Raw genomic sequence first — 14550 nt, forward strand, 5'->3', positions numbered from 1 at the left:
TACGTTGTGTCAGTCGCTCAACATCTGTGCCGCAGGCAGACCGCGATTGCACAGACGGGCGCCGATCTCCGAGCCTCGACAGGCATCGGTGTTGCAGAACAAACGCGTTGCCGAATTGCAAAAATGCAGATGGATTGGATTCAACGCATTGCGTTGTCCGCATGAGATAGCCGTACACCAGCGCCCCTTCGTGCAAGCGTCCGTCGCCCATCGCCCAGTTGAAACGACAGAAAGACGGTGCCGCTCGCAGCGCTTTGCCAGCACTGCGAGCGACGACAACCTGCGCTTACGCCTTGCTCAATTGCACCGCCACCGGGTCGCCGGTGAGATACCCCACCGCAGCGCCAAAGCGGTTCTTGTAATTGGCGCGCACCAGCGGGTCCAGGGTGGCCTTCACGGTGTCGTGCAGCGGGGTTTCCCAATCGCCGGGGTGCTGGAAGTTGCTCATCACGTAGGTCCAACCGTGGATCTGGTCGACCGCATGCAGCCCGGTGGATTCGGCGCCTGCCGGCACCGACAGCACGCGTGTCAGTGCGCCGCTGTCCACGTTGTAGGCCCACAGGAAGTTGTTGACGTGCAGGCTGCTGTCTTCGCCGATGAACAAGGTGCGCAGCGCTTCGGAGAACTTGAGATTGTCCGGGTTGGCCAGGCGTTCCGAGTCGGCGAGATTGCCCAGCGCGTCGGCGCTGGCCAGGTCATGGCCGGTGAGCGCGGCCGGGGCGGCCATGTCGATCGGCACCCAGTCGCTGTGGATCGTCGCACCGTGGCTGTCGCGCTGGCCGCCGCGTAGATTCAATGCGTACACCGCGCCGGATTCCGGGCCTTGCACTTTCACGTCGCCCGAGCCGTTGAGCATGCTGGTGACGATGTAGGACATCGCCATGTAGGCGACCTTGTCCTTTGCATTGACGGTGGTGCCTTCGAGCTTGGTAAAGCCCAGACTGCCGCCGGCCAATGCCGCGTAGCGGTGGGTTTCCAGATACGTGGCTGCCTTTTCCATGCCGGGCTTGATGCGGATCCAGTTGAAGGTGCCGTTGAACGGGATCTTGGTGAAGCTGGCATCGCCCGGGTCGCTCAGATGCACGTCGAGAATGTCGTCGGCGGTAAGGCGGTCGGCCATCGCCTGGATCTCGGCGCTGGTGGCGTGGCCCAACTTGATCCAGCTCAGCGTGGCCGCACCCGGGCCGATGCCCGAGGTCTGGTGCCACTTGCCGACATACAAGGTGCCAGCCGACAGGTCGGCCTTGCGGTCGGCGATGAACATGAAAAGCCCGCCATTGGTGGCGTCGTCGCCCATCAGCACGGTGCGTTGGTCTGGCATTACCTGCACCAGTTCGTGCGAGATGCGGCCCAGGCAGTAGTGCTTGCGCACGCTCCCGGTGCCATCCGGGTGCACGGTGATCTCCGGCAGGTGGCCGTAGTGATACGGGTTGGCCTTGGTCGGGTCGCCGTAGAGATGCGTGCTGTAGCTGCGGAACTGGGTATTGCTGGCCAGCGCGGTGGCGTCGGGTTCGTACTCTTCGCTGGACAGGTGGGTATTCCACGGCGACAGGCTGGCGCCGCAGGTGGTCCATAGCCCGTGCACCGGGGCGGTGTCGACGTTGTGGTACTTCACCAGCGACAGCTTGCCGGTGGCTGGGTCCTGGTCCAGCGTCAGCACCGCGATCGGCGCGGGTAGATGGCGATTGGTGTCGTTGCCGGCCTGGTCGCGGGTGGTGTATTCGAACTGCACCACCGCAAACACGTGATTGCCCTTGACTCCGGTCACCTTGGCATTGGGCAGGGTCAGCAGCGACGAGCCGTCCGGGCAGTCGGAAAAGAACGGGCGCTCGGCGCCGGGTTTGGAACGGTCGATGATGGGGCGATGCTGGATGTCGTAATAGCCGCCGGCCAGCACGGTGCCGCCCTTGCCGTCGGGCACTTGATCGCCGGTGACGAAGAACGGGTGGTAGGCCAATGCGTAGCGCTGGGTGCTGCCGTCGCTGCGGGCCACGGTCAGCGCCGAACCCACCGTGGTGGTGGCCATCGCGGCCGGGTTGGCCAGGCTGGGCGCAGGCATGCCATGGAAGGTGGCCGAGACCAGACGGGTGGGGTTTTCCGATGGCCGCAACCCACGCGCGGCCATGGCGGCACCGCCAAGTTGCTGGAGCGCGGCGGCGCTGGCGCTGCCGAGCGGCAACAGGGGAACGGCCGCCAGCAGTTGCATGAGGCGGCGACGGGAGGGGTCAGGGGAGGCAGACATCGGAACTCCAGGCAAAGACAACGATCAACGATGGCCGGTGGCGCATCGGCAAGCGGGTCACGCTAGGCCCGGGATATGACAGTTGTTTGACGGCGAGCTCACCCGTTGGCGTCGGTTCGGATGCCGCGCGCAAAGCGGGTGCGGCCAGTCCGCTGCGAGGTGCGGCGCCTGCGCAGTGCGGCCCGCGCCCGGTGGTGCGATGCAGCAAAGTACGAGATGGGCCAAGGCCAAGCGGCGCGCCGGATTTGGCGATTTTCCGTGGTTTGACAGGTGCTGTCGGTATTCCAAGGCTATAGCCCCGGCCAATAAGTTGGCCGTCATTCGGCATACGGGCGAGCGTGGTTGACAGGGTAGGGGAATCACGCAAGCGTACGCCGCCTAATGGCCTGCGGCGCAACGCATCGCCGTGGGAGAACCACCCTGGAGACCCGGATCTTGGACATGCTGCTTCGCCGTACCACCGCGCCCGTCGCGCGCCGCGCCCTCTCTCTGGCTACCGTTGCGGCGGTGCTGATGCTGGCTGCCTGCCAAGGCAAGGACTCCACCGCCGAGGCCAGCAAGACCGCGCCGGCCGCAGTGCCTGCCGAAGCGTCTACCACCATCCATCCGGACCAGTGGCCGTCGCCGAAGTGGCCGTTTGCGCAGGATGCGGCGCTGGAGCAGCGCGTCACCGACGTGATGGCCAAGATGAGCGTGGAAGAGAAGGTCGCCCAGACCATCCAGGGCGACATCGCCAGCCTGACCCCGGACGATGTGCGCAAGTATCGCCTCGGCTCGGTGCTGGCCGGCGGCAACTCCGATCCCGGCGGCAAGTACAACGCCAGCCCGGCCGAGTGGCTGAAGCTGGCCGACGCCTTTTATGAGGCGTCGATGGACACCTCCAAGGGCGGCAACGCGATTCCGATCATCTTCGGGATCGATGCGGTGCACGGCCAGAGCAACATCGTCGGCGCCACGCTGTTCCCGCACAACATCGGCTTAGGGGCAACGCGCAATCCGGAACTGATCAAGAAGATCGGCGAAGTCACCGCTGCCGAAACCCGCGTCACCGGCATGGAGTGGACCTTCGCGCCCACCGTCGCGGTACCGCAGGACGACCGCTGGGGCCGCAGTTACGAAGGCTATTCTGAGTCGCCGGATGTGGTGGCCAGCTTCGCCGGCAAGATGGTCGAAGGCGTGCAGGGCATTCCGGGCACTCCGCAGTTTCTGGACGGCAGCCACGTGATTTCGTCGGTGAAGCACTTCGTCGGCGACGGCGGCACCACCGACGGCAAGGATCAGGGCGACACCAAGGTGTCCGAAGCCACCATGCGCGACATCCACGCCGCCGGTTATCCGCCGGCGATTGCGGCCGGCGCGCAGACGGTGATGGCCTCGTTCAACAGCTTCAACGGCGAAAAGATGCACGGCAACAAGGTCATGCTGACCGACGTGCTGAAGGGCCGCATGAACTTCGGTGGCTTCGTGGTTGGCGACTGGAACGGCCAGGGCCAGGTCAAGGGCTGCACCAACGACAACTGCCCGGCCTCGTTCATTGCCGGTGTCGACATGGCGATGGCTGCCGACAGCTGGAAGGGCATCTACGACACCGAACTGGCGGCAGTGAAGTCCGGCCAGATTTCGGCCGAGCGCCTGGACGATGCGGTGCGCCGCATCCTGCGCGTCAAACTGCGCCTGGGCCTGTTCGAAGCCGGCAAGCCGTCCAAGCGCCCGCTCGGCGGCAAGTACGAATTGCTGGGCGCGCCGGAACATCGCGCCATCGCCCGTCAGGCGGTGCGCGAGTCGCTGGTGCTGCTGAAGAACCAGGCCGGCATCCTGCCGCTGGATCCGAAGAAGCGCGTGCTGGTGGTCGGCGATGGCGCCAACGACATGGGCAAGCAGTCCGGTGGTTGGACGCTGAACTGGCAGGGCACCGGCACCAAGCGCAGCGACTACCCCAACGGCAACACCATCTGGGAAGGTCTGGACAAGCAGATCAAGGCCGCCGGCGGCACTGCCGAGCTGGCCGTGGATGGCGCCTACAAGACCAAGCCGGATGTGGCGGTGGTGGTGTTCGGCGAAAACCCATACGCCGAATTCCAGGGCGACATCGCCACGTTGCTGTACAAGCCGGGCGACGACAGCGAGCTGGCCTTGCTGAAGAAGTTCAAGGCCGACGGCATTCCGGTGGTGGCGGTGTTCCTGAGCGGCCGTCCGCTGTGGATGAACCAGTACATCAACGTGGCCGATGCGTTCGTCGCTGCGTGGCTGCCGGGTTCGGAAGGCGAAGGCCTGGCTGACGTGCTGCTGCGAAAGGCCGATGGCACGGTGCAGAACGACTTCAAGGGCAAGCTGAGCTTCTCCTGGCCCAAGACCGCAGTGCAGTTCGCCAACAACGTGGGCCAGAAGGATTACGACCCGCAGTTCAAGTTCGGTTTCGGCCTGACCTACGCCGACAAGGGCGACCTGGCCGCACTGCCGGAAGACTCCGGCGTGTCCGGCGAGCAGTCGGTGGGCGGGGTGTACTTCGTGCGCGGCAAGCCGGCGCTCGGCATTGCGATGCAGCTGTCCAACGCGGGCCAGGCCAACATGCCGGCGACCACGCTGCCGGTGGGCCTGTCCGACGGCAGCCTGAAGATGAGCGCGGTCGACCACAAGGCGCAGGAAGACGCGCGGCGTTTGGTGTGGTCCGGTGCCAAGACTGCCAGCGTGCTGCTGGTGTCCGGCAAGCCGGTGGATGTCTCGCGTGAGAGCAACGGCGATGTGCAGCTGCAGCTGACCATGCGCCGCGACAGCGCAGTGACCGCGCCGGTGTGGCTGGGCGTGGGCTGCGGCGACAAGTGCGGCGGTCGCGTCGATGCGCAGAAGACCCTGGCCGCACTGCCGCAAGGCCAGTGGAAGGTGGTCGGAATCCCGCTCAAGTGCTTTGCCAAGGCAGGTGCCGACGTCACCAAACTGACCCAGGTCGCCAGCATCGAAAGCGGTGCGGCACTGGATCTGGCGGTGTCGAAGATCGCGCTGGGCGCGCTCAACGAAGCCGACGTCGCGGTGGACTGCGCGGTCAAGTAATCCCCATGCCCGGAGGCACGCTTCCGGGCACGGTGCAGGTCAAGCGAAACAGGTGCGTCGCCGTTTCCGGCGACGTCTCAAAGCGGCCACCGATCGCGGTGGTGCCATCAGCCGCCGCGGGGGCGGTGTTGTCGATCGGCCGGGATGGCCTGCAGACGCGGTTCGCCGCGCTGCCATTGCGCACCTGGTGCGCTGCGGCGGCATTCTGCAGCCCTGCCTGATCGTCGGCGCATACCCCAGAGCCAGACAGGAGAGTGCAGTGGGTTTGGCGACGTTGGATATCGTGATTGTGCTGGTCTACCTGACCGGCATCTTCGTGCTCGCGCAGTGGGTGTCGCGCGAGAAGGCAGGCCACAGCAAGAGCGCCGAGGATTACTTCCTGGCCAGCAAGTCATTGCCGTGGTGGGCGATCGGCGCTTCGCTGATTGCCGCAAATATTTCTGCCGAACAGATCATCGGCATGGCCGGCTCCGGCTATGCGATCGGCTTGGCGATTGCGTCCTACGAATGGATGGCGGCGTTGACGCTGCTGATCGTCGGCAAGTTCTTCCTGCCGATCTTCCTGCGCAACGGCATCTACACCATGCCGCAGTTCCTGGAGCAGCGTTACGGCAAGTGGATACGCACGCTGATGGCGGTGTTCTGGCTGCTGCTGTACGTGTTCGTCAATCTCACCTCGATCCTGTGGCTGGGGTCGATCGCCGTCAGCCAGGTCACCGGCATGGACCAGACCCTGGCGCTGACGCTGATCGGCGTGTTTGCGCTGGTCTACCAGCTGTATGGCGGGCTGAAGGCGGTGGCGCTGACCGATATCGTGCAGGTCACCCTGCTGGTGCTGGGCGGGCTGCTGGTGGCCGGGCTGACGCTGGCGCGGATCGGCGATGGCGCCGGCGTGCTGGCTGGCTTCAAGCAGTTGTGGGCCGCGCACCCCGAGCACTTCCACATGATCCTGACCAAGGACAACCCGTTCTACAAGGATCTGCCGGGCCTGAGCGTGCTGCTCGGCGGGCTGTGGGTGATGAACATCAGCTACTGGGGCTTCAACCAGTACATCATCCAGCGCGCGCTGGCCGCCAAGAACATCGGCGAAGCGCAGAAGGGCATGGTGTTTGCGGCGTTTTTGAAGCTGCTAATGCCGTTGGTGATCGTGGTGCCGGGCATTGCCGCGGTGGTGCTGGCGCCGGATCTGGCCAAGCCCGATCAGGCCTATCCGACCATGATGCAGTTGCTGCCGACCGGCATCCTGGGTCTGGTGTTTGCGGCGTTGGTCGCGGCGATCGTGGCGTCGCTGGCATCGAAGATCAATTCGGTGGCAACCATCTTCACCCTGGATTTCTACGCCAAGTTCCGCCCGCAGACCGAGCAGAAGCAGCTGGTACGCGTGGGCCGGATCGTGGCCGCAGTGTCGGTGCTGATCGGCATCCTCACCGCGCGTCCATTGCTGGGCAACTTCGATCAGGGCTTTCAGTTCATCCAGGAATTCACCGGCTTCTTTACGCCCGGCGTGGTGGTGATCTTCATGCTCGGCCTGTTCTGGAAGCGCGCCAACGAAGCCGGCGCGTTGACCGCAGCGATCGGCTCGGTGGTGCTGTCGTTCGCGCTGAAATTCGCCTGGCCGGAACTGCCGTTCATGGACCGCATCGGCGTGGTGTTCCTGGCCGCACTGGTGCTGGCGGTGGTGGTGTCGCTGATGACCGCACCCACGCAGGCGCGCGACCTGATCCGTACCGACGATGTGGCCTACGGAACCACGCTGGGCTTCAAGATCGGCGCAGCTGGCGTGATCGCGATCCTGATCGTGCTGTACACGGTGTTCTGGTAAGTCAGAGAGTTGTTTGGAGTTGCCGACGCATCGTCTGTCGGCTGCTCCAGGACTGAAAAACAACGCGGCGCGACACTTCGGTGTCGCGCCGCGTTGCGTTATAGCGTTCGTCGCCGGGGTAGCAACCAATGACAGTCACGTTGCTTGCAGGGCGAGCGGCTGCGTAGCGGCAGCGCGCGATGGCGCAGGCATCGGGCGCGCTTGCTTACACCCGCGCCGCAGCCAGGCTTGCTGCAAGCAACGTTGCCGGCGCAGTGAATTGCGCGTGCCACGGCGTCTGCAGCCAGGTTTCCAGGGCGGCGGCCGGCATTGGCTTGGCGATCCAGTAACCCTGGCCTTCGTCGCAGCCCCACGCGCGCAACTGCGCATACGCCTCGGCCGACTCGATGCCTTCGGCCACCACGCGCTGGCCCAGGCTGTGGCCTAGCTGGATCATCGCAGGCACCAAGGTGCGGTCGGTGCGGTTGTCCGGCAGCGAGCGGATGAAGGATTGATCGATCTTCAGCGAGCTGGCCGGCAGCTGCTTGAGATAGCTGAAATTGCTGTAGCCGGTGCCGAAATCGTCGATGGCGATGTGCACGCCCAACGCGGCCACATCGGCCAGCTGTTCGGCCAGATGATCGGGGTGGCGGATCATCGCGCTTTCGGTGAATTCGATCTCCAGCCGGCGCGGGTCGAGCTTGTGACGTTCCAGTCCGCGTCGCAGCATGCCGGCAAAGCCGGGACGGTCCAGATCGGCCGCCGACACATTCAAGGCCAGGTTGAAGTCCAGGCCCTGCTGCTGCCAGCGCGCGGCCTGGGCGATGCCGTTATCGATGACCCAGGCGGTAATGCGGTTGATCAGCGCGGTCTTTTCGGCCATCGGTATGAAGTCCGATGGCATCACCGGGCCGATCATCGGGTGCTGCCAGCGCAGCAGCGCTTCCACCGCCACACAGCGGTGATCGTTCAAGTCCACGCGCGGCTGGTAATGCAGGCGCAGCTGGCTGGCGCTGTCCAGCGCGGCGGGCAGGGCGGCAAGCAGGCGAAAGGTGTTGCGCTGTGCCACGTCGTGCTTGCGCTCGTACATGCTCCACGCCAAGCAGCGCTCGCGCGACACGTCCACCGCAGTGGTCAGCGAGCGGATGGTGTCGGCCGCGCCGTAGCTGGTCTGCAGCGACACCGCGCCGATCGAGGCTACCGCGGTATGCGGGATACCCTGGTGATCCAGCGGCTCGGCAAACGCCTTGGACACCTTGTTGCACAGGCTGGACAGGCGTTGGGTTTCGGCCTGGGTGAGGAAGCCGAAGGTGGTCGGGTCCAGCCGGTACAGCACCGTGGTGGCAGGCAGGTAGGCGGCCAGGCGGCGCTGCGCCAGCGCGACATACCCGTCGGCGTAGTCCCAGCCCAGCGCCTTGACCATGTCGCGGAAATAGTCGCTGCCGCAGATGTCCACCGCCACCGCAGTGGTGGTCGATGCGGTATCGCGCTGCAACAGCCAGGCATCCAGATCTTCGCCAAAGCGCGAACGATTCGGCAGCCCGGTCGACCCGTCGCGATAGGTGGTGCTGCGTAGGTTTTCCACCCGCAACACGGCCAGATCGCGCAAGTCCTGCAGATGCGTCAAGGCGTCCGCATCCAGACCTTCGCGCGGGCTGGTGCCGATCACGCACAGGGTGCCGATGCGGTGACCATCGCGCAGCCGCAACGGCGCGCCTGCGTAGAAGCGGATGAAGGGCGGGCCCAGCACCAGCGGGTTGTCGCAGAAGCGCGGATCCAGCTGCGCATCCGGAACCACCATCACCTCGTCGGAGCGGATCGCATGCGCGCAAAACGCCTGGTCGCGCGGAGTTTCCGGTGCATCCAGACCGACACGCGCCTTGAACCACTGGCGATGTTCGTCCACCAGCGACACCAGCGCGATCTCCGCGCCCAGGCTGCGCGCTGCCATCGCGGCAATGGTTTCGAACATCGGGTCCGGCGGCGAATCCAGCAGGCACAGGCCGCGTAGAACGGCCAGACGGGTGGCTTCGTCGGACATGGAGGTCGCTTCAGTATCGGAGGTGGGCACGGATTGCATGTGGCTCTATCGGCCTCGGCCGTATCCACTTGACGTGACCGTGCTGGCTTATTCAGCTGCCAGCAGCGCAATGGCATGTTGCAGCGCGGCGTATGGAGCGCGCGCGCTGTTGTTGCTGCTCACGCGGCAGATCCGGTTTTCGCGCTGCAGCACGCGAGTGCGCACTGCCGCGTGTCACCAGTGCGTTGCGCTGTCAGGCTGGGCGCGTCGTCATGCCGACACCGCAAAGCGCTTGAACACACGGAAGTTAACGTTACCAGCGGGCTGGTGCCTGGTCTGCGCGCTCGGTCTGCATCCCGCAATTTTTTCGGATCTGTGAACCAGCCGCAGATCGCGCCCGCCGGCCACCTGCACGGTTGGGCGCACGTGGGCCGGACATGCGAGTGCGTGTCGACGCGCCCGCGCTACCCACTCCTGGAGCCGATCATGAAGATCTTCAATCGTCTGGCGCAGCGCCTGGTGCTGCTGGTCGCCGGTCTTGCGCTGGCCTCGGCCGCGCACGCCGGCCTGTCCGTGTCCGGTACACAGTTGCGAGAGACCAACGGCAACACGCTGGTCCTGCGTGGCATCAACCTGCCGCATGCCTGGTTTGCCGATCGCACCGATGCTGCGCTGGCGCAAATTGCCGCCACCGGTGCCAACAGCGTGCGCGTGGTGCTCAGCAGCGGCCACCGCTGGAACCGCACGCCGGAGGCGGAGGTGGCGCGCATCATCGCGCGCTGCAAGGCACTGGGCCTGATCGCCGTCCTGGAAGTGCACGACACCACCGGCTACGGCGAAGACGGCGCGGCAGGCACCCTGGCCGATGCCGCCAACTACTGGACCAGCGTGCGTGGCGCGCTGGTGGGGCAGGAGAACTACGTCATCCTCAATATCGGCAACGAACCGTTCGGCAACCGCCTCAGTGCCAGCGAATGGGTCACCGGCCATGCGCGTGCGATCGCCACGCTGCGCAATGCCGGCCTCACCCACGCGTTGATGGTGGATGCCCCCAACTGGGGCCAGGACTGGCAGTTCTACATGCGCGACAACGCTGCGGCGTTGCTGGCGCTCGACAGCCGCCGCAATCTGGTCTTCAGCGTGCACATGTACGAAGTGTTCGCTAACGATGCGACCGTGGACAGCTATCTGCGTGCGTTTCGCAGCAATGGGCTGGCCTTGGTGGTCGGCGAATTCGGCGCCGACCATCGTGGCGCGCAGGTCGATGAAGCGTCGATCATGCGCCGTGCGCGCGAGTACAACGTCGGCTACATGGGCTGGTCGTGGTCGGGCAACGACAGCAGCACGCAATCGCTGGATATCGTTCTGGGCTGGGACCCGACGCGGCTCAGCAGCTGGGGTCGCACGCTGATTCAAGGCCCCGACGGCATCCGTGCAACGTCGCGCAGGGCCAGCGTGTTCGGCGCGAGGCAGCGCTGACTCAATGGTTGCGGCGACCGTATGCGCTTTCCCGGCGGCATCAGCGCCCGGTCAGCGTAATGGTCCAGGGCTGGGCCGCTTGGTCAGCTTGCGCTGCAGCGAGCGCCGATGCATGCCCAGCAAGCGTGCGGCAGCGGAGACGTTGCCGCCGGTTTCGTGCAGCGCCTGCTGGATGTGTTCCCACTGCAGGCGGCTGAGCGGGGTCATCATTTCCTGCGCGGTTTCTTCTTCGTTCGGTTCGGGCAGGTCGTCGTCTTCTTCGCCCAGCGCCCGCATGATGGTGGGAATATTGGCCGGCTTGGGCAGGTAGTCGTCGGCGCCGAGTTTGATCGCTTCCACTGCAGTGGCGATGCTGGCGTAGCCGGTCACCAGCAGGATGCGCATGTCGGCGCGGATCTCGCGCAGCGGCTGGATCAGGCTCAGGCCGGAATCGTGGCCGAGCTTGAGATCGACCAGCGCGAAATCCGGCAACGCGCTGCGCGCGATCGATAGCGCGCTTGCCGCATCGGTGGCGGTCAGGGTTTCCACGCCGCGTCGCGCCAGGCTGCGTTGCAAGGTGCGCAGGTACAAGGTGTCGTCGTCGATCAACAGACCGGTGCGGATCGGAGTGCTTGTCATGCCAAAGCCTCGTGTTCGGAAAGCGGCAGGCGGAAACCGACGCGGGCGCCGCTGCCTTCGGCGGGCAGCATCCACAACTCGCCCTGCAAACGCTCGACGGTGGCGTGCGACAGCGCCAGACCGACGCCCATGCCATCGTGCTTGCCGCTGTTGAACAAGGTACCCGGCAACATGGCTTGCGCGGTGTCGAAGCCGGGCCCGTAATCGCGGACTTCGCCACTGAGATGGTCATGTTCCACCCGCAAGGTGAGATCGATCTGCGGGCGCCCGGCGCGTTCGCCGGCATCGGCAGCGTTGTTGAGCAGCACCATCAGCAGATGGCTGACGCCGGGCTGCAGCATCAGCCGCATCGGTGCGTCGTCGTTGCGCCGCAGTTCGATGGTGGGGCGCACCAGCCGCCATTGCTCCAGCACATCCTTGACTGCCACTTCGCGACTCAGGTGGCCGTTGTCGGCCGGCGCGGCCAGCGCCAATACGCGCTCGTGGCATTGCACCAACAGCTCGCGCAAGGTGTCCAGATCTTCGCGCAGTTCGTTCTGATCGCACTGGTCGGCAATGTCGTCGACCAGCAGGGTCATCGTGGCCAGCGGCGTGTTGAGTTCGTGCGCGACCGACGCCGCATGCGTGGCCAGCGCGACGATGCCCTCATTACGGGCAAAGCGCTCGCGCAGGGTGGAGATTTCGCGCTCGCGTTCGCGCATCGACAACGCCAGCCGGGTGGCGAAGGCCAGCACCACCACCGTGGACAGCAGGAAGTTGGCCGCCATGCCCCACATGTGCAAGCTGAGCGGGTCGAAGCTGCCGTACGGCAGCGGCAGGCCGAACGCGGCGCTGATCACATAGCCGGCCACGCACGACGCCGCCACGGCCATCGCCCAGCTCAGCGGCAAGGCCAGCGCCGCCAGCGCGATCAGCACCAGGAACAATGAGCCGAACGGGTTGGCGATGCCGCCGCTCCAGCCCACCATCCAGGTCAGCACCGTCACATCGACCAGGATGTGGCCGAACTCGGTGGCCGGGCTCACCGCGCCGCGATGCGCTACGCGCAGCTGCGCATACAGGTTGAACACCGCCAGCGCGGCAACGCCGGCCCACAGCGGTTGTTGCGGCAGGTGCAAGCCCATCAGGCCGGAGGCGACCAGGATGGTGGCGGCCTGGCCGGCGGTGGCGAGCCAGCGCAGGCTGCACAGTGTCCGCAGGAAGGAAGCGTCGGAGCTGTTCATCTGGGCAATGCTATGCGCTCAGGGACGTGATGGCCTGCGACAAACCGTCGCATCGGCCGGGATGGCGGCCCGCACGACGCTTCAGCTGTGAGCGGACGACGGACAGGCTAAAATAGCGCCATGTATGACGCCGTGACCCGCCCAACCCCTCCCGCCGACGCCACCGCCTGGCCGCGCCGCATCACCCAGGCCGTCAAGATCGGCAGCGTGATCGTGGGCGGCGGCCACCCTGTGGTCGTCCAGTCGATGACCAACACCGATACCGCCGACATCGCCGGTAGCGTCAAACAGGTGTCCGAACTATGGCGCGCCGGCTCGGAGATGGTACGTCTGACCGTCAACAACGCCGAGTCCGCCGCCGCCATCCCGCGCATCGTCGACAAGCTGCGCATGATGGGGATCGAAGTGCCGCTGATCGGCGACTTCCATTACAACGGCCACCAGCTGCTCACTGCCGAGCCGGCCTGTGCCGAAGCGTTGGCCAAGTACCGCATCAATCCGGGCAACGTTGGGTTCGGCAAGAAGAAGGATCTGCAATTCGCGCAGCTGATCGAATTCGCAATCAAATACGACAAGCCAGTGCGCATCGGCGCCAACTGGGGCTCGCTAGACCAGTCGCTGGCCGCGCAGCTGATGGACGAAAATTCCAAGCGTGAGACGCCGTGGGACGCCAGCCGCGTATTGCGTGAGGCGCTGATCCGGTCTGCGGTGGATTCGGCCGAGCGTGCGGTGGAGCTGGGTTTGTCGCGCGAGCGCATTATCTTGTCGGCCAAGGTGTCCGGCGTGCAAGAGCTGATTGCGGTGTATCGCGACATGGCGACGCGCTGCGATTTCGCGTTGCACCTGGGCCTGACCGAGGCCGGCATCGGCAGCAAGGGCATCGTGGCCTCGGCCGCGGCGTTGAGCGTGCTGCTGCAGGAAGGCATCGGCGACACCATCCGCATTTCGTTGACGCCAGAGCCGGGCCAGTCGCGCACCCAGGAAGTGGTAGTCGCACAGGAGCTGCTGCAGACCACCGGCCAACGCGCCTTCACTCCGATGGTCACTGCATGCCCGGGCTGCGGCCGTACCACCTCCGAGTTCTTCCAGGAGCTGGCCGGCGTGGTGCAGAACCATGTACGCGCCAAGATGCCGGAGTGGAAGATTTCCAACCCCGGCGCCGAGAACATGACCCTGGCGGTGATGGGCTGCGTGGTCAATGGCCCGGGCGAATCGCGCCACGCCAATATCGGCATCTCGTTGCCGGGCACGGGCGAAGCGCCGTCGGCACCGGTGTTCATCGATGGCGAAAAAAGCGTCACCTTGCGTGGTGAAAATATTGCGTATGAATTCATCGATCTGATCGATCAGTACGTCGAACGCACGTATGTCCGCCGCGCCGGCTGAATCGCCGGCCGGTTTCAGCGTCTGGCTGCGCAACAATGCATGGCGCATGGCGCTGTTGTTTGCCGGGGTCCTGCTGCCGCTGGGTTTGTTCGTAGACCTGGCCGATGAAGTGCATGAGCTGGAAAACTTCTACTTCGACGAACCTTTGCTGTGGAGCATGCGCAGCATCGCCACGCCCGGGCTGGATGCGTTTTTCGGCGTGATTTCCAAGGTGGGCTACCAGTACGGCGTGATCCCGATCGATATCGCGATCGTGGTGGTGTTGTTGGCGCTGCGGCGCTGGCGCGAGGGCACCTTTGCGGCACTGGGGTTTGCTGGTTCGGCGTTGTTGAACATGGGCGCCAAGCAGTTCTTCCAACGCGATCGGCCCAGTTTGTGGGAGTCGATCGCGCCGGAAAGCACGTTCAGTTTTCCCAGTGGCCACGCGATGGGCTCGATGACGCTCGCCGCCGTGGTCATCGCGCTGGCATGGCGCACGCGCTGGCGTTGGCCGGTGACCATCGCCGCCAGTCTGTTCGCAGCGTTGGTGGGCGTTTCGCGCATCTATCTGGGCGTGCATTACCCCTCCGACATCCTCGGCGGTTGGTCGGCGGCGTTGGTATGGGTGGTGGGGCTGTATCTGGTGATGTTCCGCGGCGCACGGCGACCGCATTGGCGTCGTCCGGTCGTGTCGGGCTAAGCGAGGGTAACCGGGCGACTGCGCAATGGGCAGGCACGCGCGGCTGATGTTCGG

9 protein-coding genes are annotated in these 14550 nt (G+C 65.3%); 5 read left to right on the forward strand and 4 right to left on the reverse strand.

Annotated elements, in window-relative coordinates:
* Nucleotides 1-286: 286 nt before the first annotated feature.
* Nucleotides 287-2242 carry an alkaline phosphatase PhoX gene (locus RQH86_RS02640; RefSeq protein WP_311240483.1) on the reverse strand — a complete coding sequence of 652 codons (1956 nt, stop codon included), beginning with the start codon at nucleotides 2240-2242 and terminating at the stop codon, nucleotides 287-289.
* A gap of 435 nt (nucleotides 2243-2677) precedes the next feature.
* Here RQH86_RS02640 and RQH86_RS02645 point away from each other — a divergent pair, with 435 nt between their 5' ends.
* Complete coding sequence (locus tag RQH86_RS02645; RefSeq protein WP_311240484.1) at nucleotides 2678-5290, forward strand: exo 1,3/1,4-beta-D-glucan glucohydrolase; 2613 nt, start codon at nucleotides 2678-2680, stop codon at nucleotides 5288-5290.
* Nucleotides 5291-5549: 259 nt separating this feature from the next.
* Nucleotides 5550-7112 carry a sodium/sugar symporter gene (locus RQH86_RS02650; RefSeq protein ID WP_055854870.1) on the forward strand — a complete coding sequence of 521 codons (1563 nt, stop codon included), beginning with the start codon at nucleotides 5550-5552 and terminating at the stop codon, nucleotides 7110-7112.
* 205 nt (nucleotides 7113-7317) lie between these two features.
* On the opposite strand, the gene RQH86_RS02655 is transcribed toward RQH86_RS02650, so the two are convergent.
* Nucleotides 7318-9171, reverse strand: a complete 1854-nt coding sequence (locus tag RQH86_RS02655) for an EAL domain-containing protein (RefSeq protein ID WP_311239583.1) — start codon at nucleotides 9169-9171, stop codon at nucleotides 7318-7320.
* Nucleotides 9172-9597: 426 nt separating this feature from the next.
* On the opposite strand from RQH86_RS02655, the gene RQH86_RS02660 reads away from it, so the two are divergent.
* On the forward strand, nucleotides 9598-10590 hold the full coding sequence (locus RQH86_RS02660) for a glycoside hydrolase family 5 protein (protein WP_055854873.1): 993 nt from the start codon (nucleotides 9598-9600) through the stop codon (nucleotides 10588-10590).
* Between the two features lie 51 nt (nucleotides 10591-10641).
* Here RQH86_RS02660 and RQH86_RS02665 read toward each other — a convergent pair whose 3' ends face one another.
* Complete coding sequence (locus RQH86_RS02665) at nucleotides 10642-11208, reverse strand: response regulator transcription factor (RefSeq protein WP_055854817.1); 567 nt, start codon at nucleotides 11206-11208, stop codon at nucleotides 10642-10644.
* Nucleotides 11205-12431: an ATP-binding protein gene (locus RQH86_RS02670; protein WP_115511910.1), complete on the reverse strand. Its 1227-nt coding sequence runs from the start codon at nucleotides 12429-12431 to the stop codon at nucleotides 11205-11207. Before RQH86_RS02670 ends, RQH86_RS02665 begins: the two co-directional genes overlap by 4 nt.
* A gap of 120 nt (nucleotides 12432-12551) precedes the next feature.
* Here RQH86_RS02670 and ispG point away from each other — a divergent pair, with 120 nt between their 5' ends.
* A complete protein-coding gene (gene ispG, locus RQH86_RS02675; protein WP_311239582.1) occupies nucleotides 12552-13817 on the forward strand; it encodes a flavodoxin-dependent (E)-4-hydroxy-3-methylbut-2-enyl-diphosphate synthase in 1266 nt (421 codons plus the stop codon).
* Nucleotides 13798-14496: a phosphatase PAP2 family protein gene (locus RQH86_RS02680; protein ID WP_115527645.1), complete on the forward strand. Its 699-nt coding sequence runs from the start codon at nucleotides 13798-13800 to the stop codon at nucleotides 14494-14496. The genes ispG and RQH86_RS02680 overlap by 20 nt, the downstream gene beginning before the upstream one ends.
* Nucleotides 14497-14550: the final 54 nt, after the last annotated feature.

This window comes from Xanthomonas sp. WCS2018Noco2-27 (assembly GCF_031843525.1).
Taxonomy (GTDB): domain Bacteria; phylum Pseudomonadota; class Gammaproteobacteria; order Xanthomonadales; family Xanthomonadaceae; genus Xanthomonas.